The 26,567-nt window shown below is 36.8% G+C and carries 28 protein-coding genes; 21 read left to right on the forward strand and 7 right to left on the reverse strand.

Features of this window, described 5'->3' with window-relative positions:
• Nucleotides 1-82: 82 nt before the first annotated feature.
• From SCI76_RS01235 to SCI76_RS01255, 5 genes are all read left to right on the forward strand, one after another.
• A complete protein-coding gene (locus SCI76_RS01235; protein WP_028413189.1) occupies nt 83-1,156 on the forward strand; it encodes a branched-chain amino acid aminotransferase in 1,074 nt (357 codons plus the stop codon).
• A 225-nt stretch (nt 1,157-1,381) separates the two neighbouring features.
• Nucleotides 1,382-1,609: a hypothetical protein gene (locus SCI76_RS01240; protein WP_328174923.1), complete on the forward strand. Its 228-nt coding sequence runs from the start codon at nt 1,382-1,384 to the stop codon at nt 1,607-1,609.
• 137 nt (nt 1,610-1,746) lie between these two features.
• A complete protein-coding gene (locus SCI76_RS01245) occupies nt 1,747-2,028 on the forward strand; it encodes a hypothetical protein (protein WP_028413191.1) in 282 nt (93 codons plus the stop codon).
• A gap of 104 nt (nt 2,029-2,132) precedes the next feature.
• Entirely contained in the window at nt 2,133-2,591 is a 459-nt protein-coding gene (locus SCI76_RS01250) for a hypothetical protein (RefSeq protein WP_034266457.1), read from the forward strand.
• 255 nt (nt 2,592-2,846) lie between these two features.
• Complete coding sequence (locus SCI76_RS01255; protein WP_014459925.1) at nt 2,847-3,773, forward strand: manganese-dependent inorganic pyrophosphatase; 927 nt, start codon at nt 2,847-2,849, stop codon at nt 3,771-3,773.
• 18 nt (nt 3,774-3,791) lie between these two features.
• On the opposite strand, the gene SCI76_RS01260 is transcribed toward SCI76_RS01255, so the two are convergent.
• Complete coding sequence (locus tag SCI76_RS01260; protein ID WP_063247914.1) at nt 3,792-4,736, reverse strand: alpha/beta hydrolase; 945 nt, start codon at nt 4,734-4,736, stop codon at nt 3,792-3,794.
• A gap of 225 nt (nt 4,737-4,961) precedes the next feature.
• Between SCI76_RS01260 and ilvD the strand changes: the two genes are divergently transcribed.
• On the forward strand, nt 4,962-6,638 hold the full coding sequence (gene ilvD, locus SCI76_RS01265) for a dihydroxy-acid dehydratase (RefSeq protein WP_063247915.1): 1,677 nt from the start codon (nt 4,962-4,964) through the stop codon (nt 6,636-6,638).
• A gap of 67 nt (nt 6,639-6,705) precedes the next feature.
• Here the strand turns inward: ilvD and SCI76_RS01270 are convergent, their stop codons facing one another.
• On the reverse strand, nt 6,706-7,134 hold the full coding sequence (locus SCI76_RS01270) for a GNAT family N-acetyltransferase (RefSeq protein ID WP_063247916.1): 429 nt from the start codon (nt 7,132-7,134) through the stop codon (nt 6,706-6,708).
• A 295-nt stretch (nt 7,135-7,429) separates the two neighbouring features.
• Here SCI76_RS01270 and SCI76_RS01275 point away from each other — a divergent pair, with 295 nt between their 5' ends.
• Nucleotides 7,430-8,218, forward strand: a complete 789-nt coding sequence (locus SCI76_RS01275) for a DUF4240 domain-containing protein (RefSeq protein ID WP_047750885.1) — start codon at nt 7,430-7,432, stop codon at nt 8,216-8,218.
• 46 nt (nt 8,219-8,264) lie between these two features.
• On the opposite strand, the gene SCI76_RS01280 is transcribed toward SCI76_RS01275, so the two are convergent.
• A complete protein-coding gene (locus tag SCI76_RS01280) occupies nt 8,265-9,242 on the reverse strand; it encodes a multidrug resistance efflux transporter family protein (protein ID WP_063247917.1) in 978 nt (325 codons plus the stop codon).
• Between the two features lie 85 nt (nt 9,243-9,327).
• Here SCI76_RS01280 and SCI76_RS01285 point away from each other — a divergent pair, with 85 nt between their 5' ends.
• Nucleotides 9,328-9,885, forward strand: a complete 558-nt coding sequence (locus SCI76_RS01285; protein ID WP_063247918.1) for a helix-turn-helix domain-containing protein — start codon at nt 9,328-9,330, stop codon at nt 9,883-9,885.
• 44 nt (nt 9,886-9,929) lie between these two features.
• Here the strand turns inward: SCI76_RS01285 and SCI76_RS01290 are convergent, their stop codons facing one another.
• Both SCI76_RS01290 and SCI76_RS01295 read right to left on the reverse strand, forming a co-directional pair.
• Nucleotides 9,930-10,214, reverse strand: a complete 285-nt coding sequence (locus tag SCI76_RS01290; RefSeq protein WP_028408390.1) for a hypothetical protein — start codon at nt 10,212-10,214, stop codon at nt 9,930-9,932.
• Between the two features lie 95 nt (nt 10,215-10,309).
• A complete protein-coding gene (locus tag SCI76_RS01295; RefSeq protein ID WP_033579093.1) occupies nt 10,310-10,648 on the reverse strand; it encodes a hypothetical protein in 339 nt (112 codons plus the stop codon).
• Nucleotides 10,649-10,989: 341 nt separating this feature from the next.
• On the opposite strand from SCI76_RS01295, the gene SCI76_RS01300 reads away from it, so the two are divergent.
• From SCI76_RS01300 to SCI76_RS01325, 6 genes are all read left to right on the forward strand, one after another.
• Complete coding sequence (locus SCI76_RS01300) at nt 10,990-12,108, forward strand: GAF domain-containing sensor histidine kinase (protein ID WP_063247919.1); 1,119 nt, start codon at nt 10,990-10,992, stop codon at nt 12,106-12,108.
• Between the two features lie 15 nt (nt 12,109-12,123).
• Nucleotides 12,124-12,762, forward strand: a complete 639-nt coding sequence (locus tag SCI76_RS01305; RefSeq protein ID WP_033579092.1) for a response regulator transcription factor — start codon at nt 12,124-12,126, stop codon at nt 12,760-12,762.
• 139 nt (nt 12,763-12,901) lie between these two features.
• A complete protein-coding gene (locus tag SCI76_RS01310) occupies nt 12,902-13,441 on the forward strand; it encodes an NADPH-dependent FMN reductase (protein WP_048019267.1) in 540 nt (179 codons plus the stop codon).
• Nucleotides 13,441-14,658, forward strand: a complete 1,218-nt coding sequence (locus tag SCI76_RS01315; protein WP_407544932.1) for an MFS transporter — start codon at nt 13,441-13,443, stop codon at nt 14,656-14,658. Before SCI76_RS01310 ends, SCI76_RS01315 begins: the two co-directional genes overlap by 1 nt.
• Before the next feature lie 132 nt (nt 14,659-14,790).
• Complete coding sequence (locus tag SCI76_RS01320) at nt 14,791-17,997, forward strand: DEAD/DEAH box helicase (protein ID WP_048019269.1); 3,207 nt, start codon at nt 14,791-14,793, stop codon at nt 17,995-17,997.
• A gap of 17 nt (nt 17,998-18,014) precedes the next feature.
• On the forward strand, nt 18,015-18,671 hold the full coding sequence (locus SCI76_RS01325; RefSeq protein ID WP_048019270.1) for an MtnX-like HAD-IB family phosphatase: 657 nt from the start codon (nt 18,015-18,017) through the stop codon (nt 18,669-18,671).
• Nucleotides 18,672-18,682: 11 nt separating this feature from the next.
• Here the strand turns inward: SCI76_RS01325 and SCI76_RS01330 are convergent, their stop codons facing one another.
• Nucleotides 18,683-19,777, reverse strand: coding sequence for an acetyl-CoA C-acyltransferase (locus tag SCI76_RS01330; RefSeq protein WP_048019271.1), 1,095 nt, complete (start codon nt 19,775-19,777; stop codon nt 18,683-18,685).
• Nucleotides 19,778-19,791: 14 nt separating this feature from the next.
• Nucleotides 19,792-20,349 (reverse strand): biotin transporter BioY, encoded by a 558-nt coding sequence (locus tag SCI76_RS01335; RefSeq protein ID WP_048019272.1) that lies wholly within the window; start codon nt 20,347-20,349, stop codon nt 19,792-19,794.
• Between the two features lie 153 nt (nt 20,350-20,502).
• Here SCI76_RS01335 and SCI76_RS01340 point away from each other — a divergent pair, with 153 nt between their 5' ends.
• The 7 genes from SCI76_RS01340 to SCI76_RS01370 all read left to right on the forward strand — a co-directional run bounded on the left by SCI76_RS01340 (nt 20,503) and on the right by SCI76_RS01370 (nt 26,508).
• A complete protein-coding gene (locus SCI76_RS01340) occupies nt 20,503-21,936 on the forward strand; it encodes a class I adenylate-forming enzyme family protein (protein ID WP_243494693.1) in 1,434 nt (477 codons plus the stop codon).
• Entirely contained in the window at nt 21,923-22,381 is a 459-nt protein-coding gene (locus SCI76_RS01345) for a GNAT family N-acetyltransferase (RefSeq protein ID WP_048019274.1), read from the forward strand. Before SCI76_RS01340 ends, SCI76_RS01345 begins: the two co-directional genes overlap by 14 nt.
• A 109-nt stretch (nt 22,382-22,490) precedes the next feature.
• Complete coding sequence (locus SCI76_RS01350) at nt 22,491-23,036, forward strand: hypothetical protein (RefSeq protein WP_063247923.1); 546 nt, start codon at nt 22,491-22,493, stop codon at nt 23,034-23,036.
• 575 nt (nt 23,037-23,611) lie between these two features.
• Entirely contained in the window at nt 23,612-24,193 is a 582-nt protein-coding gene (locus SCI76_RS01355) for a type 1 glutamine amidotransferase family protein (protein ID WP_048019276.1), read from the forward strand.
• A gap of 460 nt (nt 24,194-24,653) precedes the next feature.
• Nucleotides 24,654-24,959: a hypothetical protein gene (locus SCI76_RS01360; protein ID WP_048019277.1), complete on the forward strand. Its 306-nt coding sequence runs from the start codon at nt 24,654-24,656 to the stop codon at nt 24,957-24,959.
• 20 nt (nt 24,960-24,979) lie between these two features.
• Nucleotides 24,980-25,537, forward strand: coding sequence for a hypothetical protein (locus SCI76_RS01365; protein ID WP_048019278.1), 558 nt, complete (start codon nt 24,980-24,982; stop codon nt 25,535-25,537).
• Nucleotides 25,538-25,686: 149 nt separating this feature from the next.
• A complete protein-coding gene (locus SCI76_RS01370) occupies nt 25,687-26,508 on the forward strand; it encodes an SMI1/KNR4 family protein (protein WP_048019279.1) in 822 nt (273 codons plus the stop codon).
• Nucleotides 26,509-26,567: the final 59 nt, after the last annotated feature.

The raw sequence follows: 26,567 nt of genomic DNA on the forward strand, positions 1-26,567 counted from the left end.
GCTTCCCTAAAGTTGTACAATGTAACTTATATAGAGGTTTAAGCGAAAAACCCGTAAATATAAAGAGCAAGGAGAAACAACTATGACAACTTATTCAATCGATGTAACACTAAGTCAAACAAAAAAAGAAAAGCCGCAATCTGATCAATTGCAATTCGGGAAAATCTTCACGGACCATATGTTCATTATGGATTATACAGAAGGCCAAGGCTGGCACGACGCTCGTATTGTACCTTATCAACCTATCACATTAGATCCTGCATCCATGATCTTTCATTACGGGCAGTCTGTTTTTGAAGGACTAAAAGCATATGTAACAAAAAAAGAGCAAGTATTATTATTTAGACCAGATGAGAATTTCAAACGTTTAAATAAATCAAACGATCGTCTTTGTATTCCTCATGTTGACGAAGACTTAGCATTAGAAGCGTTAAAACAGCTGATTAAAATTGACCGCGAATGGATTCCTACTGCTGAAGGTACATCACTATACATTCGTCCATTTGTCATCGCGACAGAGCCTTACTTAGGAGTAGCGCCATCTGACCGCTACCAATTTATCATTATTCTATCTCCAGTTGGCTCATATTATAAAGAAGGGATTGCTCCTGTAAAAATTGCGGTTGAAAGCGAATTTGTTCGTGCTGTAGCCGGAGGGACAGGGACTGCTAAAACAGGCGGAAACTATGCTTCAAGCTTAAAAGCTCAGCAGCTTTCTGACTCAAAAGGCTATTCACAAGTACTGTGGTTAGACGGAGTTGAACGCAAGTACATTGAAGAAGTAGGAAGCATGAATATTTTCTTCAAAATTGATGGAGAAGTAGTAACGCCATCTGTGAACGGAAGCATTTTAGAAGGAATTACGCGTAAATCCATCATTGAGCTGCTAAAACACTGGGATATGCCTGTAACTGAGCGCCGTATTTCTATGGAAGAAATTAAGCAAGCTTATTCGGAAGGCAAACTAGAAGAGGCATTTGGAACAGGTACAGCTGCAGTTATTTCTCCGATTGGCGAGCTATTTTGGAATAACGAGAAAATGGTCATCAACGGTGGAAACACAGGAGAAGTATCACAAAAACTGTATGACACTCTAACAGGTATTCAAAATGGTACAGTGGAAGATCCATTCGGCTGGGCAGTGGAAGTGGAATAAATTTCGATAATCGAACATCTTTTTACGTAAAAGAAGCGGGAGCTGTCCCGCTTCTTTTTTTTGTTTGTTGCCGAATAGTCCAAAAGAAACAAATTATATTTTGAATATTTTGAACTATTTATATACTTTTATTGTAAAATAAAATATAATTATCCTTATAAAAGCAAGACTTTGTCTTTATTAGAATTGGCCGCGTTACTTATTCGTTATAAGGGGGAGAACAAAATGCTCTTTTTATCACATGATGAAAAAATTAAACAGCTGGCTTCACACTTAGCTGAACGACTCGAATGGGAATTAAACCAAGAAACCTCAGATGAACAAATGTACGTGCTCATCGGCTACTTATTTGCTTCTCATTTAATCGAGCACCGTCCTACAGGTTATTACGTAAGGTCTCAATACCCTGAGCAGCTAAAAGATTTATATGAAACTTTACACGTCCACCAATAAATTATCTCTTCCTCTTTTGTCCTATATCGTGTAGAATTTTAGAAAATATATGATTTTCTAGTTGATGGCAGAGCTAGGATATAGCGTGGTGTGGCATTTACCTTTAAATGATTAAGTAATGGCTTTAGAGGTGAATAATGTTAGCGCAGATTAAAGAAATGAGTTTAGATAAAAATCGTCGTAATCCACATTACCGCGTGTTGTTGCAGTGTCCAGACGGGAGTGAACTATTCATTCACTTTAATTATACATACCGATCAAAAACATATTGGTCAAGAGATGTATATTACAACAATGTTCATAAAAAATCTCAGCTTGCTTGGTATACCCAAAGCGTAGAGGAAATGACTGCTCAGCAGTTTCTTGAAGAGCTAGGAGCTATAGTAAATGAACATTTCAACTTTACACTGCGACGATAACCAAGAAAAGCATCCTTTAACAAGGGTGCTTTTCTTGGTTATTTTACATAAATAAGGACAGAATAATATATATTCTCTTTTTGAAAGTGAAAGGTGGAAAGCTCATGGCGCAAATCGTAATGTGGGTGCTTTTTATCGGTCCTTGGCTATTGCTTTTTGCAGTTGATAAAGAGCGAGTAAAGCGGTATATGGCTGTATCGCTATTCGGAGTGGTATTGTTAACGGTGGTTTTTCAAATCGCAGATCGCTTTAACTGGTGGGAAGTCAATGAAACTCTTTTTTTCTTTGTTAATATGACGCCTTTTCCTTTTGGCATATTTATAATAGGAACGCTTTTTATTTTTTATTTTACCTATCCTGGCTTTTGGATGTTTATGATTATCAATGCAGCGTTCGATTTATTTCAGGCATTTGTCATGAGTCCTATCTTTGAAAAACTAGACATTTATACACTGAAGGGAATGAATCATTTTTTATTATTTGTACTAATGATGGTTATTGCTGTTCTACTTTTTCTTTATCAAAAGTGGCAAGATACTGCGTTTAAGTTATCTATCAAGTGATAGAGAGACAGGTTGTGTTTTATCGTTAACTTTTATATAATGAACGTATAAAACCCTCTATTTATATCGGAAATAGAGGTGTTTTTACTGTGAAAAAGATACAAAATGGCAAAATATCTGCGGATGAACATCATTTTTCGCAAAAAAATTAAAATAATGTAAAAGTTTATGTTAAAATGGCAATGTTGCGTGAACGAATTAACTAACTTTACGCAAGAATGCTATTTACATACGTAAGAAGGAGAGAGATTTAAGATGGCAAAGACGTTAATTTTTGGACATAAAAATCCTGACACAGATACAATCTGTTCTGCAATTGCATACGCTGATTTAAAGAATAAATTAGGTGTAGACGCTGAACCAATTCGATTAGGCGATATTAACGGTGAAACGCAATTCGCTCTTGAAAAGTTCAACGCTGAACTACCACGTTTCGTTGATGAAGTATCTAAAGAAACAAATGAAGTTATTTTAGTGGACCACAACGAACGCCAGCAAAGTGCAAACGATATTGATCAAGTTCGTGTGCTTGAAGTAATTGATCATCACCGTATTGCTAACTTCGAAACAGCAGATCCTTTATACTATCGTGCAGAGCCAGTTGGATGTACGGCAACGATCTTAAACAAGATGTATAAAGAAAACGGCGTAGAAATCGAACCTAACATCGCAGGTCTTATGCTATCAGCTATCATTTCTGATTCTTTATTATTCAAATCACCAACTTGCACAGACCAAGACGTTGCAGCTGCTAAAGAATTAGCGGAAATTGCAGGCGTAGATGCAGAAGAGTACGGATTAGCAATGCTAAAAGCTGGAGCTGACTTAGGTGATAAAACAGCTTCACAATTAATTTCATTAGATGCTAAAGAATTCAGCATGGGCACAAGCAAAGTTGAAATTGCACAAGTGAATGCAATTGACGTAAACGACGTTTTAGTGCGCAAAGTTGAATTGGAAGAAGCGATTACTAAAACAATCGAAGAAAAAGGATTACAATTATTCCTTTTAGTTGTTACAGATATTTTAAACAGCAACTCTACTGCATTAGCATTAGGTTCTGCTGCTTCAAAAGTAGAAGAAGCATACAATGTAACGCTTGAAAACAATACAGCTGTCTTAGAAGGCGTTGTATCACGTAAAAAACAAGTAGTACCTGTATTAACATCTGTATTTGCTTAACAAAAAAACGGTTCGTGTCTACACACGAACCGTTTTTTTGTCTATTTGCACGTTAAGCCAATTTAGTATATCTTCTATCACTTCATCTTTATTTAATTCATTCAGCAATTCATGACGGCACTCTTTAAAAAAACGATAACTTACATCCTGTAATCCTGCCTTTTTAAAGTCGTTATATACTTTGACTACGCCTTTTGTATAGTTGCCTACTGGATCATATTCTCCAGATACCAAATAAATCGGCAGGCTTGATGGAACTAACTTTATATTAGCTAAGTTAGAGATTTGTTTGATTCCTGTTAGTAAGTCATAGAAAAAACCTGTGGTAAAAACTCCTCCGCAGTTTGAATCATTTATGTAGGCATCAATCACTTCATGATCTCGGGTAAACCAGTCAAACGACGTACGAGCAGGTTCAAACGCTTTATTATATTTCCCAAAGGATAGTTTATCCAGAAGAGGACTTGGTGACCGTTTTCCTTTTACTTTCATCTGTAGTTTAGCTATAAGGGTTCCTCCATTTCTAGCTAGCGCATCAACCGTTCCTGTACCTTCTAAAATAACTCCTTGAATATGATCCGTATCCAATTGAATATATCTTCTCGTTAGAAAAGACCCCATGCTGTGACCGAAAAGAAAGATCGGTAGGTCCGAGTGTTCCGTCGAAATGTGCTTAGTCAGAGCAATCATGTCGTAGACTACTGTATCAAAACCATTTTCTTCAGCAAAAAAACGCTTGTCTTCATCTTTTAAAGCTGTTTGACCATGACCTCGGTGATCATTCCCATATACGATATATCCATGTTGCGTTAATACATTAGCAAAGTACTCGTAGCGTCCAATATGTTCGGCCATCCCATGGGCTATTTGGACAACGCCTTTTGCAGAATGGTTTTCAACATTCCATTTTTGTGCAAATATTTCTTTTTCCTGATGACCTCTGTAATAAAAGGATTGTTTCATGCTCAGCATCCACCTTCTGTTTTCCTGTAAAATAAGGGATATATGTATATATTATACTAATTTATGCAGGTGATTTTACTATTTTAAAATAAAAAATGATTATTTTGTCATAAACCTTTACAAACCTTTGTGTGATTTGTTAAATTAGTATTTATATTAAAAATTATTAAACAATTTAAAAAGATTCAGTTTTTAATAGGTTAGATGAATACGGAGGGAATTATTGTGGCAGAATTAAGAAGTAACATGATCAAAAAAGGATTCGACAGAGCACCACACCGCAGCCTACTGCGTGCAGCTGGTGTAAAAGAAGAGGATTTCGGCAAACCGTTTATTGCGGTTGTCAATTCATATATTGATATTGTACCAGGTCATGTTCACTTACAGGAGTTTGGTAAAATCGTAAAAGATGCGATTCGCGAAGCTGGTGGCGTACCTTTTGAAATGAACACTATCGGTGTAGATGACGGTATTGCGATGGGACATATCGGTATGCGTTATTCATTACCAAGTCGTGAAATCATTGCTGACTCAGTTGAAACGGTAGTATCTGCTCACTGGTTTGATGGAATGGTATGTATTCCAAACTGTGATAAAATCACGCCTGGGATGTTAATGGCTTCGTTACGTCTGAATATTCCGACAGTTTTTGTTAGCGGCGGACCAATGAAGGCTGGCGTAACGAGCGACGGCCGTAAGATTTCTCTTTCTTCAGTATTTGAAGGCGTAGGAGCTCATCAAGCTGGTAAACTTGATGATAAAGGATTACTTGAATTAGAACAGTTTGGCTGTCCGACATGCGGATCTTGTTCAGGAATGTTCACAGCGAACTCAATGAACTGCTTAGCTGAAGCGTTAGGACTTGCTTTACCTGGAAATGGTACAATCTTAGCAGTTGCTCCTGAACGTAGAGAATTTGTTAAAAAATCAGCTAAACAACTTATGGAATTAATTAAACTAGATTTAAAACCACGTGATATCGTAACAGAAAAAGCAATCGACAACGCATTTGCTTTAGACATGGCGTTAGGTGGTTCTACAAATACAGTTCTTCATACGCTAGCTCTTGCGAATGAAGCTGAAATTGATTATCCGTTAGAACGCATTAATGAAGTAGCGGAACGCGTGCCTCACTTGGCAAAACTCGCTCCGGCTTCGGATGTATTTATTGAAGACTTACATGAAGCAGGAGGCGTATCGGCTGCTTTAAACGAGCTATCTAAAAAAGAAGGAGCTCTTCATTTAGATACGATGACGGTTACTGGAAAAACGCTAGGCGAAAACATTGCAGGATGCGATGTAAAAGATTATAACGTTATTCATCCAATCGATAAGCCGTTCACAGGAAAAGGCGGACTTGCTGTATTGTTTGGTAACTTAGCTCCAGACGGCGCGATCATTAAAACAGGCGGTGTTCAAGACGGCATTACTCGCCATGAAGGACCAGCAATTGTATTTGAGTCTCAAGACGAGGCGCTGCATGGTATTGCTAACGGAAAAGTAAAAGAAGGACATGTCGTAGTCATTCGTTATGAAGGACCAAAAGGCGGACCGGGAATGCCTGAAATGTTAGCTCCAACTTCTCAAATTATGGGAATGGGACTAGGTGCAAAAGTAGCACTATTAACAGACGGACGCTTCTCTGGCGCTTCACGTGGATTATCAATCGGCCACGCATCTCCAGAAGCTGCTGAAGGCGGACCGCTAGCATTTGTCGAAGATGGCGACCACATCGTGATTGACATTGAAGATCGTTCAATGAATGTTCAAGTTTCTCCAGATGTTTGGGCAGAACGAAAAGCAAACTGGAAAGGCTTTGAGCCAAAAGTGAAAAAAGGCTATCTTGCAAGATATTCTAAACTTGTAACTTCTGCAAGCACAGGCGGAATTATGAAAATCTAATAGCACAAAAAAGGCTCTCTACGGAGAGCCTTTTTCTTTACTAAAGCAACTGTGCAAAGAAGCCTTTTTAACACGTAAACTCTTTTTTCATAATAACGTGTGGAATACCGTCTTCCATAAAGACATCAGAAGCAGTCTTATACCCTAATTTATGATAAAAAGGTTCAGCTTGAACTTGACCGTGAAGCTTAGATTGAGTTAAGCCTTCTTTTTTCGCTGCTTCTTCTAAGCTGGTCACCACTTCTTTTCCGAGCCCGTATTTTCTAAATTCCTTTAATACGCATATTCGCTCTATTTTGGCGTAATCGTCTACTATGCGGAATCTACCAGAAGCAGCTGGTTCGTTGTTATAATAAACCAACATATGTTTTGCCGTTTCTTCATGCTCATCAAATTCATCTTTTAAGGGCACGCCTTGTTCTTCAACAAACACTGTTTTACGTATACGGAATACTTCTTCAAGCTGCTCTTTTGTTGTAACATGCTCAATTTTCATTAAAATCCTTCCTTTTCTACGAATTTAGGCTTCTTTTTTGTATAATAAAAATACGTGATATAAAAAGAGTATAAAGGAAAAATAAAATGTTGTAAATGCAACAAAAAGCAACCAATAAACATTTTACACAAATTTGTGGTCATTACTCACTGTTTAAACGACCTCAACAATAGTAAAATCAACTGAAACACGTTAAAAAAGCAAAGAAAATGGATTATGAATCGCTGTGAATCTACATAAATTGTAAAAAGAGAACTATTCACAATAGTAGTGGGATGAAAAAGGGGAATGTATCATGCAAATAACCTTAGTGTATAAAGATGAGCAATCGAATAAATTTTGGAAAGTTGAAAGAAGAGACAGCAAGTTAATCATTCACTTTGGAAAAGTTGATACAGCCGGTCGCATGCAAGTGAAAGAGTTTGCTTCCGCAGAAGCTTGTGAAGCAGAAGCTGAAAAGCTGATTCGTGCAAAATTGAAGAAAGGATATAAGCCTTTAACTTGTTCGATGCAAGTAATGAAAGACAGCACGATGTCAGAGTCTCTCTTTTGGGAATTGATAAAAAAGGCGAAGACAAAATTAGATGTCGATGAGCAAATGGAATGGCTCCGCTCCACGCTAGCGAAGCGTTCTGAAAAGGACATTTTTCGCTTTGATCAGCTACTAAATCAGCATTTTGATCAATCCTATACTTCTTCATTGTGGGCAGCAGCTTATATTGTAATGGGCGGTTGTTCAGATGATTGTTTTGATTATTTTAGAGCGTGGCTTTTATATCAGGGAAAAGACATATATTATAAAGCGATTGAATCTCCTGAGACGATGATTTCTGTACTTAAACCATTAGAAGCAGAAGGCTATGCTCCTCAATTAGAAGAATTACTTTCTGTAGCGTGTGAAGCTTACGAAGAAAAGACAGGTTTAGATAACGACTATTATTATGATAAATATGACCAGTTTGATCCAGTGTGGTACGATGAGCAAGATTTGGATCTTGATTGGGATGAAGATGATGAGGATGGTTTACAGATGCGATTCCCTGTGCTTTGGAGCCGCTATTGGAACAATCATCTCGAATATTAAAAAGAGGAGATGGAAACCTTTAAACAGATTTTCATCTCCTCTTTTTTTATTTTGATAGAGTACGCGACGGAGGGGCCGAAGACAGTTTTGTTTTTTTGTTTAGCATACTGTTCATAATCATTCCAATTACGATTATCGTCATACCAGCTAACGCAATCCCTGTTGGCATACGTCCATTTAATAAAAACACTTCGCCAAGCACGGTAAAAATCATGCTGCCTGATTGAGTTGCTTCAACCGCTCCAAGCAAACCTAAATTTTCTTTTGCCAAGTCTGTTGCGTAAAAGAACGTCATCGTAGCAATTACACCTGAACTCATTGCTAAGATAAAGGCTTGAGAAAATTGTGGCCCACTCGGGATACCTGTAGTAAAGAAGCCGTATATAGCGTAAATAATACTTAACGGAATGCTTCCTAACGCCATTCCTAAAACACGTTGGAACGTATCAAGCTTCCCGCTGCATATTTCCATCATTTTACGGTTTCCAAGCGGGTATAAAAAAGCAGCGACAACAACAGGCAGAAATCCTAATATAAACTGCATAGCCGTAATATTTTCTGCCTCTTTTACTTGCATAAGAATCACGCCTACTAAAATAAACGCTGAAACGCTAAGCGTTTTTAGCGGGATTTTTCCTCTCACTTTTTTATATCCTTCTGCAGTTTGAACTTTTATAAAAAACAACGGAGAAAGTAGAGCTCCTGCTAGAATGGTCACTTGCCACGTTCCCGCCACCAGCCATGATGGTCCGAAAAGCGAGGAAAAACTTAAGAGAGAATAAAAACCTACTCCTGCAAGTGTACCCCAGCCCAGCCAAGACCAAGGATGTTTTTTCATTTCCTTCCACAGAGGCATAAATTTCTTTTGCAGCAGTACTAAAATGAGTAAAATAGGAATAGCGAATAAAAAACGGAGGGATGCAGTCCATGCCCAACTCGTTCCAGATACATTCATTGCTCGGTTAATGATAAACGTAGCGGAAAAGAACATGGAAGATAATAGTCCCCATATTATTGCTTTCATTGTTTACCCTCCTTATTAAATATATTATAATATGTTAATCACTAAAAAAAGTTTATCATAATATATATCAGAAAGGAAGGAAGAAATGCATACGGAAGAGATGATTAAAAAAGTAGGCAGTGAATTACGAAAAATCAGGGTACAAAATCATTTGACACTGGATGAACTAGCTGAAAAGACAGGAGTCAGCAAACTCACGTTAGGGAAAATTGAAAGAGGGGAGACTAATCCAACCCTAGGAGTAATGTGGAAAATAACAACAGGCTTAAATATCCCTTTAACTAAATTAGTATCAGTGGAGCCTTCAGTATCCCTATCTAAGTGTGGAGAAGGTTTTTCTCTCAAAGGACCGGACGAAACTTGGAAAGTAGAATTTATTTTTCAAAATCAGATAGATTCGACAATTGAAATGTACCGAGCCTTTCTTTCTCCTCTTGCTACATACTGTCCCGAACCTCATCATAAAGGATTAATTGAAGTAGCAACGGTAATGGAAGGAAAAATCGAAATGAAAATCGAAGAAGAGCTATACGAGCTAAAACAATTTGACTCTATAAAATTTGAAGGAAGTCATGTACACTCCTACAAAAATCTTGAAGAACGTCCCGCTGTTCTGCATTTACTGCTAAAATATGAGGAGTAAAGCGGCAGAGCCGCAGTAAAACGAACCATAAAAAATGATTCGTTTTACTGCGGCTCTAATAGCTGTTTATTCATCAGCTTGTTTTGATAGCTAATATATTTTTTTACTTTAATGATACTTAATGAATATTCTTCAATTAATCGGTGGATAGATTGAACCATACACTCTGGGTAATGATGTTTTTTCTGTAAATACACTTTATACTTTCGAATTTGTCTTTCGAAATATAAAATAACTTGCTCAGGCGTTTTTACCAGTAACGATTGCATGTATTCATTTACTTGCGTTTCAAGAAACGAATAGCGATTTGTGATAAAAAATGTCTTCATCTTATTTTCCTCCCTATATGTTAGTGGTACAAAAAAGAAACCCTTGTGCTAGGATTTCTTTTTTGCTTTTTATTTGAATCAGCTGTGCACAACTTTTAGGCACTGATACTTGAAATCGAAGACTGTCTATATTTTTTTATTTTGCATTTTATATATGTAGGCGTTTCGCCGAAAAGATTTGCTGCATGTGCAATAGCTCCGTAATACGTTTTAGCATCCATCATTTCTTTATTCACAATATAGTCATACAGGGATGATTCAATATCATCAACAAAAGCTAAAATGTGACGCTTTTCGAATAGGAGTTGATAAAGTTCATTAATTAAGTATGGGCTTTGATCAAATTTGTCTTGAAGCTGCTCTACTCGGTACTTTGTCATAGGCACTTCACACAAGATAATGTATCGTAACTCTTCTAAAAATAATTTATTCATCTTTCTCACATCCCTATTCTGTTAATAATTATATAATAGCACTATGCCTTCATATTTGGAAGCGTTTTCAATGGATTAATTTTAATATTTTTTTCTTCTCATTTCCCTTCATTTTTTCTGTTCTTACTTGAATTATCTGTAGTATAGTTCGTTTTACGTAAAGACTCTAGCTAATTGTTAAACTACCTGACATACTTTTTGAAAATTTTATTATTGATGTTAAAAGGTCTTACATATCTAAGCGGAAATGCTTTAAAAATAACGTTCTGTGAGTCGGAAGCAGCTTTAATTGTGATAAAATAAAAAATGGAAAATACATCATATAATATAGGAGAGAGGCTATGGAAAAAGATCATATTTCAGAGCTGAAGATTTTAAAAGACATTTCCGAGATTTTAAATGAAGGCACTAATTTACATACCATGCTTCATGATGCGCTTTTAAAACTGCTGCAAATCACAGATTTACAAACAGGATGGATCTTTTTTATTGATGAAAATGGAAAGCATGAGATGATTGCCGCTCAGCATTTACCGCCAGCTTTATTAAATAAAACCGCTCAGCCTATGTGTAATGGAAGCTGCTGGTGTGTTGACCGGTATATGGATGGCCGGCTTCAAAAAGCGTCTAATATTATGGAGTGTAAGAGACTTGAAGATTCCGTCATTCATGAGTGGGGAGATACACATGACATTACTCATCATGCAACGGTTCCTTTACAAGCAGGGGATGAACGCTTTGGATTATTAAATGTAGCTGCCCCTCATAAAATTCATTTTGAACAGCGAGAGCTTGATTTATTAGGATCCGTCGCTCTTCAAATTGGCACGGCTATCAAGCGGATTAAGCTGACTCAATCTCAGCAGGAAGTAAAACTTATTGAAGAAAGAAACAGGCTGGCAAAAGACCTTCACGATTCTGTTAATCAGCTGTTGTTTTCAATTAATGTCACAGCCAAAGCCGGAAGCAGCTTAGCAAAAGATGTGCAGTTAAAAGAGACTTTTTCCTTAATCCAAGAAACCGCTCAGCATGCTCAAGTGGAAATGAAAGCTTTAATTTGGCAACTTCGTCCTCAAGGATTAGAAAACGGCATTGTCAGTGCGTTAAAAAGCTATGGTCAAATGCTAGGGCTTAACGTAAAAGAACAAATTAAAGGAGTGTCCGTTTTGCCTGCTGTGATTGAAGAGACACTGTGGAGAGTCGGACAAGAAGCTTTTAATAATTGCCGAAAGCATGCGGGTACGGCAGAGGTACATCTAAACGTAAATATAAGCAAAGACCAAGTAATTATGAAAGTCCGGGATAGCGGCAATGGGTTTATGTATAGCCCTTCAGCAGAATTGCCGACGCTTGGGCTAAAAACCATGCAGGAGCGAATAAAAAGATTAAATGGAAAACTATCTGTTACAAGCAGCATAGGAAACGGAACGATTGTGGAAGTATCTATTCCTCTTTCATAACGGAAAGGAGCGCACATGAAAATAAAGATTTTAATTGCAGATGATCACCACGTTGTCCGAAAAGGACTTGTCTTTTTCTTACAAACGCAGCCTGATTTAGAAGTTGTAGGAGAAGCTTCTAACGGGGAAGAAGCTATAAAGTTAGCGACATCTCTAGAGCCTCATATTGTGTTAATGGATTTATCGATGCCGGTTCTCGATGGAATCGAAGCAACAAAAGAACTAAAAAAACAAGCACCGCATATACAAGTCATGATTCTAACAAGCTTTTCAGATCAAGATCACGTGATACCGGCATTAGAAGCAGGAGCTTCAGGCTATCAGCTAAAAGAAAGCGATCCAGATGAACTTGTAGCGGCTATTCGAAAGCTAATGAACGGAGAAAATCAGCTTCATCCCAAAGTCACTACGCACTTGCTAACACGGTTAACCAAAAGCAGCGAAAAGAAAGTCAATTTTATTGATCACTTAACAAAACGAGAAAAAGACGTATTAAAAGAAATTGCAAAAGGCAAAAGCAACAAAGAAATTGGTGCTGCCTTACATATTACAGAAAAAACAGTAAAAACACATGTGTCTAATATTTTATCGAAGCTTGGGGTTCAAGACCGCACGCAAGCTGCTCTATATGCTGTTCAGCATGGAATTTCCTAACCTACGACTTTAGTTGTAGGTTTTTCTCTGTTCACCTCAGTCTATATTGGTAGCTTTCTTTCTATCAATAGCATGACGGAAAAAAGTTCAATCATCCCTATACTATACATATAACCAAACGACAGAGGGGTAGATAAATATGAATATACTTATTATTAACGGAAGTCCTAGAGAAACAGGCCGAACAACACAAGTAACGAGAGAACTTCACAAAAGCTATCAAAGTTCTTTTCTAGATTTAAGTCAATTATCACTTCCTATATTCACCGGTGAACCTCATCAGTATGAAATAGAAGAAGTGAAAGTGCTGACTGAAGCAATAGAAAAAGCGGATGGTATCTTACTTGCGACGCCTGAGTACCACGGCGCTATGAGCGGAGCATTAAAAAACGCGTTTGACTTTTTAAACAGTGCGTATTTTGCACATAAGCCCGTCGCACTTGTAGCCGTATCAGGAGGAGGAAAAGGAGGTATCAATGCTTTAAACAACCTTAGAACCGTTACACGCGCTTTGTATGCGAATGTTCTATCTAAGCAGTTGGTATTAGACCCTGCAGACATCGTGGAAAAAGGAACTTTACGAAAAAACGCCGCTGACGGAATTCATGAATTAGTTAATGAGCTGACTCTGTATACACAAGTGTCTAAGCAAATTTTAGAAGCTAAGCAAAATGTTTGATGAAGGCGCTTTATAAGGACCGTCGCTTTCAAGCCGTAGTTGCTGCGAATGTTTTATCCTCTATTGGTTCCGGTATTACGATGCTTGCCATTCCTTTACTGTTAGTTGCATCTCCAGATGGAAATAAACTATTTGGCACGATTATGCTGATTATGACGGTGATTAGCTTTGTGGCTACTCCGTATATAGGTGTTCTTATTGATCGAATGTCACGAAAGAAAATGTTGTTAACCGTAGAATTGATAGGTTTTATCACGGTCATGCTATTTGTTATCGTTGGTTTTATGACAGACTATTCAACCATTCACTACATCATTTTGTACGGAACCGGAAACCTTTACTACACGTTTTTTTATCCAACGATTTTTGCATTAAATCAAGAAGTTTTTTCAAAAGATGTGTTTCAATCATTAAACAGTATTATGGAAATACAAGGCCAGCTATCGAGTATGCTTGCAGGGGCTGCAGCGAGTCTAGTCATTACCCGTTGGTCGCTTCAATGGATTTTAACAGTAGATGCAGCTACGTACATAGCTGCATTCCTTTTTCTATTGAGTATTCCATATAAACAAAGCAGTGAACGAAGCGATAAAAAACACACTGCGATGAAAGAGGGATTAGCATTCATAAAAGAAAATCGCTCGGTATCTCTTTTTTTACTGCTTTCTTTTATGCCTTTCATTGCTGTGATGATGACGAACTATTTGTTTCCTATTTATCTGACTCAAGAATTAAACGCAAGTCCAGCAGCATACGGGATTGAAAGTGCTGTATATGGTTTCGGAGCATTAACCGCAGGGATATTGATCGTATCTATTATGAGAAGAACAGGCACTGAGCTAGCTATTATGCTGAATATAAGCCTTTTTGCACTTGGAATATCGATCATCTTCTTTATGAAGCTTCTGCCCGTTTACTTTTCTATTGTGTTTCTTCTTGCTTTTGCAAATGCAGGTACAAGAGTAGCTCGAAATACGTTTATGATGCAAAAAATACCGAATATTATCGTGGGAAGAGTCGACAGCTGTTTTCGCTTTATCACATTAGGGATTCGTATTTTATTGATTTTCTTCTTTACGTACGTTACGGCTAATGATCGTATAGGACTGGCTTTTTTAGGACTTAGCCTGCTTTTATTATCATCCGCTGTGGCAGGCTGGACACTCTACAAAAGAAAACAACGAAAACAGTCTGCACTGCTTAAGAGTGTTTTATAATGTCTGTTGCATGTTATAATAGAAGAATTGACAAATAATGTTCAACGTTTATGACGTTGGACATTATTTGTTCTGAATAGAAATTAAACAGCAACAGCATTGACTGTTATGCGATTGGAAGATTGTGAAGCGATGATAAATAAAACATTAAACAAAGAACAATTAAAAGATTCGTACTCAAGCAGAACGTACTATAGAGGACACACGTATTACAAGCAGGGGCGTGTGCTTGATTTGGAATACAATGAACAGACCACTACGTGGACAGCATCCGTTCGAGGAGCGGAAATGTATACAGTAATGGTTGAACAAAAAGGAAATTCTTTTTATTCATTCTGCGATTGTCCTGCTTATCACGAGTTTTCAGAATGCAAACACGAAGTAGCTGTTTTATTAACCATTTGCGATGAGCGCGCAAAGCCGCAGCCAATTAAAACAAAGCCTTTTCGCCAAAGCAAAGAATACGAAAATGTAAATCATTTTATCGACTTATTTTCGAGCTATCAGCAAACCATAAGCGACCATAAGAAATATGCAGATAAAGATCCGTTGAAAGTAGAATTTATTTGCAAGTCTTACTCAGAAGAATTTTTACGTTCAGAAGGAATGTACGTAGCGCTTGAAATGAAAGTAGGCGTCGATCGGACGTATGTAGTAAAAAACATTCAAGAATTCTTAACAGACGCTAAAGAATTCCAAACTCACGAATTTACCAAGCGCTTCGAATATGATCCTGCAGAACATTTTTTTATAGAAGAAGATAAGAAAATCATTGAGATGCTGATGGATATTATGACGAATGAATCATTTTATAAAAATTCCTATTCTATGTATCGTTCGTCCGCAAATAACAGAGAACTAATCATTCCATCTATCGTAGCCAAAGAGTTATTTCAACTCCTTAAAGATCGGAACTTTACATTTATTCATGAAGGGCATTCATATGAAAATATTATCTTTGCTGAAAGTTCAGCTCCTTTTTCATTTCAAATAAATAAGCACTCGGCAGCTGGATTTGAGCTAGACTTTACGGAACTTCATCAAGCTTCATTTTTTGATCGATACGGTTGGCTATTTTTAAAAGGGACGTTTTATGAGCTATCTCAAGATCAGCGTATGCTTCTTGAAGGCCTTCGGAAAACGGCTCCTTTGAAGCCAGTCGTACCTATAGCAGAAGAGCAGATGGGCAATTTTTTATCTCACGTCGTTCCGGGACTGAAAAAAGTGGGGAAAGTGGATATCGCAAAAGAAGTATCCCATCAAATTATTGCACCTGAACTAAAAGCAAAAGTATTTATTGACCGTGAGGATGAACAGCTGTTTGTGACGCTTCGGTACAACTACGGAGAGATTTCGATTAATCCATTTTCACTCCAGTCTGAAAAACACGATAAAATCTTGATACGAGATTTAGAAAAAGAAGACCGCGTTATGGACTTAATTGAAACGGCTCCTTTAAATATTTATAAAAACCAGCTGTACTTAAATCAAGACGAATACTCTCTATATGAATTTTTGTTTCATATTGTTCCAAAGCTTGATGAAATAGCGGATGTGTATATTACGGATGAGATGAAAGATTATGCTTATACGGATTTTTCTGCGCCAGTAACAACGGTTGACATTCAAAATAGCAATGGGCTATTAGAAATTAATTTTGATTTAGGAGACATTGATCATCAGACCGTTCAAGATGTTTTAAAATCTGTCTTAGAAAAGAAAAGCTATCATCGTCTAGATAACGGTGCGTTTATCCCTCTTGAAAATGAGGGCTTTGAACATATTCAAAATCTGTTTCGGGAGCTGAACGTAACGGAAAAAGATTTAAAGGATAACTCATTGCAAGTACCTTTATACAGAGGAATGCAAGTGGAAGAAATTATGAGTGCAGGTGATAAATCAGCGGCTAAGTTTGGCTCAGCATTTAAAACATTACTTACACAGCTCAAATCTCCAGAGGAAATGGATTGGGAAGTACCGGAATCCTTACAGGCATCCCTGCGTGATTATCAGCGTAATGGATTTAAGTGGTTTAAATCTCTGTCTCACTACTCTTTAGGAGGCGTACTGGCTGATGATATGGGGCTTGGAAAAACGCTTCAAAGCATTGCCTATATCTTATCTGAAAAAGAGCTTGATGAAGACAGCAATGCCTTTTTAATTGTTGTGCCGGCTTCCTTGATTTATAACTGGCGCAACGAATTGGAGAGATTTGCACCGAATTTAACGGTTCAAACCATTACAGGAACGCCGAGCGAGCGTGAGGAGAAGCTAAAACGCACAGCTGACGTATGGATTACATCTTACCCAACGCTGCGTCAAGATATCGATTTGTATCAGCATCTTCATTTTCATGCTTTAATTCTAGATGAGGCTCAAAGTATTAAAAATCATACAACGAAGACAGCAGTAGCTGTTAGGACTATTTCAGCTAAAAAACGTTTTGCGCTTAGCGGTACTCCTATTGAAAACTCACTTGATGAGCTTTGGTCAATTTTCCAGACCATTCTTCCTGGCTTATTTCCAGGGCTTCGCCAGTTTAAAAACATGTCATCGGAGCAGGTCAGCCGAATTGTAAGACCATTTTTACTGCGACGAGTAAAAAAAGATGTGTTAAAAGAACTGCCTGATAAAATTGAAACCACTCATTTATCTGAGCTAACTAAAGAACAAAAAGAGTTGTATGTAGGCTATTTAGAGCAGTTAAAATCATCTTTAGCCGGTGAAGATTTTAATAAAAACCGAATGAAGATCTTGGCGGGATTAACAAGACTTCGCCAGATTTGCTGTCATCCGTCTTTATTCGTTGAAAATTACGAAGGGTATTCAAGCAAATTAGAGCAGCTGCTTGAGATTACAAGAAATGCGGTTGCCAACGGAAAACGCTTGTTAATCTTTTCTCAGTTTACAAGCATGCTTCATATTATTCGAGAAGAGCTTCAAAAAGAAAATCTCTCATACTTTTATTTAGACGGTCAAACGCCATCAAAAGAACGAGTGGAAATGGCGGATCGGTTTAATAATGGAGAACAAGACATTTTCTTAATTTCATTAAAAGCCGGAGGCACGGGTTTAAATTTAACGGGAGCCGATACGGTTATTTTATATGACTTATGGTGGAACCCGGCGATTGAAGAACAAGCCGCAGGCCGTGCACACCGCATTGGCCAAAAAAATGTTGTACAGGTGATCAAGCTTATTTCTCAAGGAACCATCGAAGAAAAAATTTACGGCTTACAGCAAAAGAAAAAAGAACTCATTGAACAGGTTATTCAGCCGGGAGAAACAATGCTTTCTAGTTTGACAGAAGAAGAGCTTCGAGAACTGCTTAGTATGTAGCAAAGGATGTGTGAGGAATGAAAAAATGGGCGTTTGTATCAGATTTTGATGGAACCATTTCAAAAAAAGATTTTTACTGGATTGTGATTGAAAAGTATTTTCCAGAAGGTGAAGAACTTTTCCATCGGTGGAAAGCAGGGGAAATGAAAGATATTGATTTTTTATCTACTGTTTTTCAATCCATTCACCAAGAAGAACCGAAAATTTTAGAAGAAGTAGCGAATATTCCAATTGATAAATACGTGCCCGCTTTTATTAAAGCTGTCCAGAAAAACGGCGGGGATTTTTATATTTTAAGCGCTGGAACAACGTACTATATTAAACCGATTTTAGATAAATACGGTGTTGAAAAAGTGGAAGTTTATTCGAATGAAGGATATTTCCATCAAAACAATGTTCACTTGCGTCTAGACCCTGCTCACAGATGGCATTCAGAACGCTACGGCATCGATAAATCGGCTGTTATTCAAGAACTAAAAGAGACATACGAAACGATTTATTTTGCTGGAGACAGCGAACCGGATTCACATCCCGCAAAACATGCAGATGTTACCTTTGCGAAAGATTCTTTGCAAGATTTACTGCGCGAACAAAACGTTTCATTTGTTCCGGTTGAGACATTTAAAGATATTGAGCAATATTTGATGCAACATAATGTAATAAAAAAGGCATAAAAACAGCGGTATTATTTGATTACTTCAAATAATACCGCTGTTCCTATTCCGCCTCCGCTTCCTAAAGCTGCTATGACATATCGCACGTCACGGCGCTTGCTCTCATAAAAAAGACGCGTAGCTAAAATAGCTCCTGATGCTCCGTAAGGGTGTCCTAGGGTCAACGCTCCTCCGCGAATATTCACTTTTTCTTCTGATATTCCCAGTTCTTGCATGCAAGCGACAACTTTAACAGCAAATGCTTCATTGATTTCAAATAAATCAATATCATCTACCGTAAGAGAATTTCGCTTCAAGATATTTTTAATCGCAGAAACTGGTGCAATAGCAGGGTAAAGAGGTGACACTCCTGAAATATCAGCGTCAATAAAACGCAAAACGGGCTGAAAGCCTAAAGCGCGTGCTTTTTGCTCTTCCATCACAAGCGCAATGCAGGCTCCGTCGTTAATTCCACAGCTGTTGGCTGCGGTGACGGTGCCTTCATTTTTTAAAAAGATGGGGCTGGCTTTTTGAAGAAGCTTCGTTAGGTTTCGTTTTTTCATAAATGCTTCATCGTGCATCACGTTTGGAAGAGGAAGCGTTTCTTCTTCAAACCATCTTTTTTCAAAAGCCTCCCAGCTTCTTTTATGACTTAAAAGAGCATATCTGTCCTGCTGATCTTTAGATATATTGTATCGCTGAGCTACGTTTTCTGCTGCAATTCCCATGTCAGGGTCACCAATTTTATCAGGAGAAAAACGTGCTCGTTTTTCAAAAGGAGAAGTACTTGTACTTTCAACGCCTCCAGCTAAATAGCACGTTCCTGCACCTGCTTTTATCAAATAGCTGGCCATTCGAATCGCCTCTAAGCCAGCTCCGCACTGACGATCAATGGTCATTCCCGGGATAGAAAAAGGGAGGTCCGCTTCTAAAGCGGATAACCTGGCTACATTTCCTCCTGGACCTACAACATTTCCTAAAATAACGTCATCAATTTCATGTTCAATTCCAGCGCTAAGCTGTTTTAATAAAGGAGCTGCTAGCTCTTGAACATGAAAATCTTTCAGTAGACCTTTTTCTTTTCCAATGACCGTACGCTTCGCTTTTACAATTGCTGCTTGATAGATAAGTCATCACTTCCTTACATAGAAGCCGTGTTCGAACGGCCAGGTACCGCTACTGCTTTTCGAACTTTTGTAATTAAATAAGCCGCGACCGCTGCTTTTATACAGTCACCTGGAAGGTAAACAAAGCTTAGCTGAAGGGACTTCAGAAACGGAATGTGAAGCTGCATTGCCTGCACAGGAATACCACAGGCATAGACTAACACAATCCCAAATAACACATTGACAGCAAAAACTTTTGCAACCGTTACATTTTTTAACTTTGTTAACGTCCAGCCAATAAAGAAAGCGGCAAACACATAGCCAATGATATATCCAGCACTCGGACTCAAAAATACCCCAATTCCTCCGCGTCCTCCAGCAAGTAAAGGAACGCCAGCTGCTAGCAAACATAAAAAAAGAAATTGACTTAAAGCTCCTAATCTAGCGCCAAGAATTCCTCCCGACAGCATAACACCCATAGGCTGAAGAGTAATTGGAACAGGTGTAAAAGATAAAAAAATAGGAGGGACGAGTCCTAGTGCTCCCATTATAGCCGTGAATAAAGCAACGTACGTCATATCTTTTGTTTTCATCGTAAACCTCCGCTATGTAGGATAAAACATGACTATCGTATCTTATTAAACTTAAATTAGTCAACTTAATTTTTATTAAAGTTTACATTTTTCTTTTCTCAAACCCGTATTTACGGTACACTAAAAGTAAAATAAAAAGGAGCTTACGGAGTAATGAATCGAATTGAAGAACTAGTTTTTAATCAGTGTCAACAAACGCCGGACAGACTCGCACTATCGGATTCTGTTAATAAGTTAAGCTACGGTCAAATGTGGAATCGTGTATGTAAAGCCGAAAAACGGCTGAAAGAAAAAGGGATGGAAAAAGGAGAGCTCGTTGCGTTAAGCATGCCAAACAATGCAGAAGCTGTTGTGTCATTTTTAGCGATTTTAAAAGCCGGTGGAATTGTGCTGCTTTTACATAATGAGCTAACAGATGCTGAAGTAGATACCTATTTTTCTATTCAATCCCCGAATTGGCTATGGAAAACGTCTTCTTTAACTAACATAACAAAAGAAAAACCAATCCTGCCTATACGGCAAGTGAATGCACTGTCCGATCTATTTTTATTTGGATTTACCTCTGGGTCAACAGGGAGACCGAAAGGATTTGTAAAATCGCATTATTCTTGGTCTTCATCATTTCAAGAATGGTCGGACGTATTTTCTTTACAGAAACATGAAAAAGTACTTATCCCCTTACATATTTCGTATTCCGCCCAGCTTTATCCGGTTTTGCATGCGCTTTGCAGCGGCATGCATGCTATCATGCTAGAAGCGTTTACACCTTCTGCTGTTTTTAACAAGGAAGCTAGCTGTATGTCTATTACACCCGCGTTAATTTCTCCTTTGCTTCGTTATGTACAAAGCAGACCGAAAGAAAAACGACTTTTGCCAAAAACCGTGATTTCAGTAGGAAATAAATTATCGCCTTCCGTTCGAAAGAAATTTTCACGAGCGTTTTCTAACTCCTCTCTTTATGAATATTACGGATCTTCTGAAATGGGATTTGTTACGGTACTTTCACCAGATACCGCTGAAACGCTGCCTCATACAGTAGGCTATCCTGTTGACAGTGTAGACGTTTTAATCCTGAACGAACGTGGAAAAGAAGTAGAAAAAGGAGACAAAGGAATACTGTTTGTGAAAACAACTCAAGCATTTGAAGGGTTTGTTAATGACAGCGAAGAAACGAACCGCTCATTTTTTAACGGATATGTTACATCGCATGATATTGCGGTTCAGCTTCCAGACGGAAACATTACCATCGTAGGAAGAGACAAAAATGTAATCAAAAGCAGCGGAAGCTTAGTATATGCTGAAGAAATTGAAGAGCTGCTACTACAAATACCGGGCGTTAGCGAAGCAGCTGTCTTTAGCATAGTAGATGCTGAACGTTCAGAAGTCGTAGGTGCAGCAATTGTCTTAGAGAACATTTCTCTTTCTGATGTGAGACAAGCACTGTCAAAACGAGTATCCCCTTATAAAATCCCGCGCGTATGGAGAGTTTTAACGTCCTTTCCGCGAATGAAAAATGGTAAAATTGACAAAGCAACGATATACAGCTACTTTACAGAGAAAGAAGGGAAGACATATGATTTCATTTGAACCCGTTACAGCTGACACGATGTATATTGTGTCAGAGATTATCAATTCAAACGAAGCTTATAACGTGTTAGAAAACGGCAAGAAAGAGCGGAGGGAAGAAGAACTTTTTAAAGAATACATGAATGAAAAAACAGACAGTTATTTTATAAAAGCCGACGATACATACGTAGGGGTTATTGATTACATGAAGCAAAATCCTAACGATGATCATCCGTGGATTGGAGCTTTTATTATTCATAGCGCCTATCACAATTTCAGTTTCGGAACGCAAGCGTATCTAGCGTTTGAAGACAAGCTAAAAGAAGAGGGAATTTCCGTTCTACGTCTTGGGGTTCTGTCTCAAAATCCTAGAGCCAAGCTGTTTTGGGAACGCCTTGGTTTTACCCAGTACGCCACTAAGCCGCTGCATCATAATCAAGTTAACTGTTTGGAAAAAGGGCTGTAAAAAAATCCGTGGATTATATCCGCGGATTTTTTACTGTACTGGAATGCAAATGGAAGAGGTCCGTATTTTCACGTGGTAGATGGGTTAAATCCTTATAAAAAAGGTAGATATGATTAAAGAAGCACCCATTACCCAGAAAATCGTTCAGGATACAAAAAGCGAGGGAAGAACAATAGATAACTATTTAAGAAAAGAAAAAATAGCTGAATTAAAGAGAAAAAACTACTTAAAAAGAGCTGAAGAAGATTTCAAAAAAAGCATTCCAGATATTTCATCGTTTGAGATAAATAACGAAAAAGTTTACCTGGACAAACTAGAGTTTATTTATTCGTCGAAGCTTAAAATTAAGGCATTCTTCAAACATGATGAACAAAGAATAAAAGTTGAATTAGAAGAATTTCAAAACAAAATAAAGGGTTATCTCAATCAAAAAATTGTAATTTATAATGGTAGAAAACATGAACAATTGCCTAATTTAACAATTGAATTAAAAGATTTTTATGAAAGCTTAGAAAGTGTATTATATTATACAGAAGCTAATAATTCTGGAGCTTATTTCTGGTTCATACTCATAAATGTTGATGAGAAATTTGGCATTTTCATCAGTGAAGATGAGTATGGAATGGACTCAATTTTCTATTGGGGAATTGAATAAGGAAGATTAAATTACAATGTTTAATAAAAACTGCACCTTCGATTATTTTAAATCTAGGTCCAGTTTTTTTGTACTTATGGGTTTTCACATGATTAAGGGTGTAAAACACCGTATGTAAATAAAGCTCTTTCAATATAAAGAAATAATGAGAGAAGATACTATTAATTAAATAAGGTGCGTTTTTTTAGATATGACTATAATCAATTATTTTTCATCTCAAGCTGGCCACATTTCTTTTTCAAAACTTATATTAAAAGTTTGATGTAGAATCCTACTATTTTTAAGCTATTTGTTCTAACACACTATCAAGATTCGATTTGAATCCATCATTTTTTCCTAACAAGAACGTTCGCAAAGTTTTATGTGTTTTAGAGAGCGTTCGTATAATATTTCAAAACTTAAACGAACGGTGAAAATGATAGATTGTCTATATAAATCAAAAGTTCGCAAAAGTATACTTTTATGAACGTTATAATTCTCTAATTTATGGAATATCTAGAATGTGGTAAATTTAAACAGAAGATTGATAATGTACTTGGTTATATTTCTAATCAAGAATTAGGGAGGAAATATACATGAAGAAAGTGTTGGTCTTTATTACAGATGGTTTTGCTGATTGGGAAGCCAGTTATGTGACAGCTGAATTAAATAAACCGGAAGCAGGATTCCAAGTTCAAACAATTGCAATTGACAAAAATCCTAAAGTTTCAATGGGGGGATTGACTGTTCTTCCAGATTACAGCTTACAAGACTTTTCTTCTAAATTAGAATTTTTTATGTTAATTATTCCTGGAGGAACTGGATGGAGAGAAGAGAAAAATCATCAGATAAAGAAACTTGTGAGTTTTTGTTTTGAACGTAATATTCCTGTTGCAGCGATTTGTGATGCAACTACCTTTTTAGGTAATTACGGGTTTCTTGATCAAAATAAACATACAGGAAATTCATTACCTTATTTAAAAGAAGGAGCCCCTAATTATCGAGGTGACAAAAACTATATAGAAGCACAATCTGTTAGTGATGGTTGCCTAATTACAGCTAACGGTAGTGGTGCACTAGAATTTTCAAGAGACATTCTAAGTAAATTGGATGTTTTAAAAGGGAAAGAGTTAGAAGAATGGTACGCTTTATTTAAAAATGGTTTTATTAAAAAATAGTTGCATAGATGTCTGGATGCTCATTAATAAATTTGTCTCTTTAAAGGTATTGTATAAAGTAAGAAAAAAATTAGATACCTGCATTTAATACGCAGAGAAACGCTCTCTGAGAAAATCAAGTTTGATTTTGTGTATACTAGATCATTCGATGCAAATTTCAGCACTTCGGAGCTTTAGAAATTTTAATGTCTTGTTATCATGGGCTTTTTAAAAAGTCCCTTTGGTCAGTTAGTTAGTACTAAGATTCTTATAAAAGCTTTTTTGTGGCTACATGGGAGAACCTTGATTGGCCTGGATATAAAGTACCAAAGAGAGTAGCTGTTTACCAACAGCTACTCTTTTAAAGTTTAAGGTCTTTTTTATCGTGGATGTCCTTATTAAATTTAATTAGAGGATACTTATCTATAAAGCGATATAATTACTTTAGTTGGATAAATTAATCAGAAAGCGAGGTAAGCACATGGGACTTGATATTGAGATGTACGGTAAAGAAGATCGGTTTCTTGATTTTAAAGAAATTGAGGGGTCATTACATGATGCTCTGTTTCACACAAATAATAATTGGAGAAGTTATTTGTATTTAAGAAAAATTAGAGATTACTATTTGACTAACGTAGAATTTGATCGAGACGAAATTGATCAATTTATAAAGGATTTAGAGAACATAAAAATATTTATCCCTGGAGATTATCATCCGGCATTGAGCAAATTAATAAAAATATTAAGTAATCATGAAATCCAAAAAATATCTATATTAGGAGACTAAAAGAAAATTGGAGGTAATCTATGAAAAACTGGGAACTGAAAGATACCGATCAGTTAGAAAAAGAATCTAATTGGAACGCAGCAAGGAATAAGTTATATCATAATTGGAAAGAAAATCCCCAGGACTTAAAGGTTTTTCTCAAACTTAGCTTTTTGTGTTGGTATTTAGTTGTAGAATGGGGCGTAGAAAACACGAGTAAAGTACAAGAAAGTGATTATGATGACTATGAAGAATTGCTGCAGGAACTTTATCATTATGGAATCATCCATTTTAAAGAAGATGCATTTTTTAATGCTGTTTTTGGTTTTATGATTGAGTTGTTTCCAGAATACTTTGGAGAAGATTATGATAAAACGAAAGAGTTCGGTGACTCACTGATTAATAAATCCTTCAATTTGAACAAAGAAGATCCATTTATAGAGCTTATTTACCTTTCCGGACGAACTCCATCCAGAAATCCGGCTTATAGTAACGCAGTAGAAAAGCATTTTACCACTGTTAAGAATATGCTTAAAGGGACGGGTGTTTTTCAAGAATATTTTAGCTACATGCTGCTACCTAATAGAAATCAACTTTAGTATCTGATTAGGTAGAAATTATGTTGTATTAACGTCCAGAGCTTGTAGAATGTATAATCCTATAAGCTTGTTTTGTGCCTATGGTTAATTTTATGATTTTAGGGACTTATTAAAGCAAGTAAATATTAAAAGTATTTGGAGACGACGAAATGAAATTTTGGAAAGAAACTGCTGAAGATACATACAGATTAAACTCTCTTACAGAACAAGATATTAAACAAGCAGAATTATTTTTTAATGTGTCTTTACCAAAAGAGTATCTTGATTTGCTTAGATTACAAAATGGAGGAGAAATTAACTGCAATTCTCATCCATGTCCTATTGCTACTTCTTGGGCTGAAACACACGTAAATGTAGATTTTATCATGGGGATTAGTAAAGAAAATGGCATTCTTAAAACTCCATATTACTTAAAAGAATGGGGAATTCCTCAAGGGTTCATACTCTTTAGTGGCGAAGGTCATACTTGGCTTGCATTCGATTATCGGCACGTAAGAAGTAATCCACCTATTGTATATATCGATAATGAAATAAATCAAATAATTAAGATAGCTAATTCTTTTGACTTGTTTTTAAGTGGATTATATATTGAAGATGCTTTTAGTAATGAAGAAGAACTAAATGATAATTTGGAATGGGATTATACCAAAACAGATCTAGAGAGATTAATGCTAACTAATGATATTGATCAATTAAAAGGCGCATTAAGTTATATAACACAAGAAATCGTAGATTTTTCAGAGAATCCAATAGACATTAAGTGGTTAGGAGACAAGTTCTTGAATCTTAGTAGCCATTTTGATGAGAATGTGAGGATTGAAGTAGCTAACTTAGTTTGGAATTTCTTTATGGATGTATGCGAAAGTGAGATCCTTCAGCAATTAATGAGTAGGTTTGAACGTGACTCTGATAGTGATGTTAGAGCATATGTTGGAGATATTAAAGAAAAGCTATTAGAAAATGAGTCTTAATATGGAATAAGTTCTTTAGATTAGATAGCATGTCGTTTTAATGAGGTATATTTAAACAT

The sequence above is a fragment of the Priestia sp. HNGD-A6 genome (assembly GCF_045784335.1).
Lineage (GTDB): Bacteria > Bacillota > Bacilli > Bacillales > Bacillaceae_H > Priestia > Priestia zanthoxyli.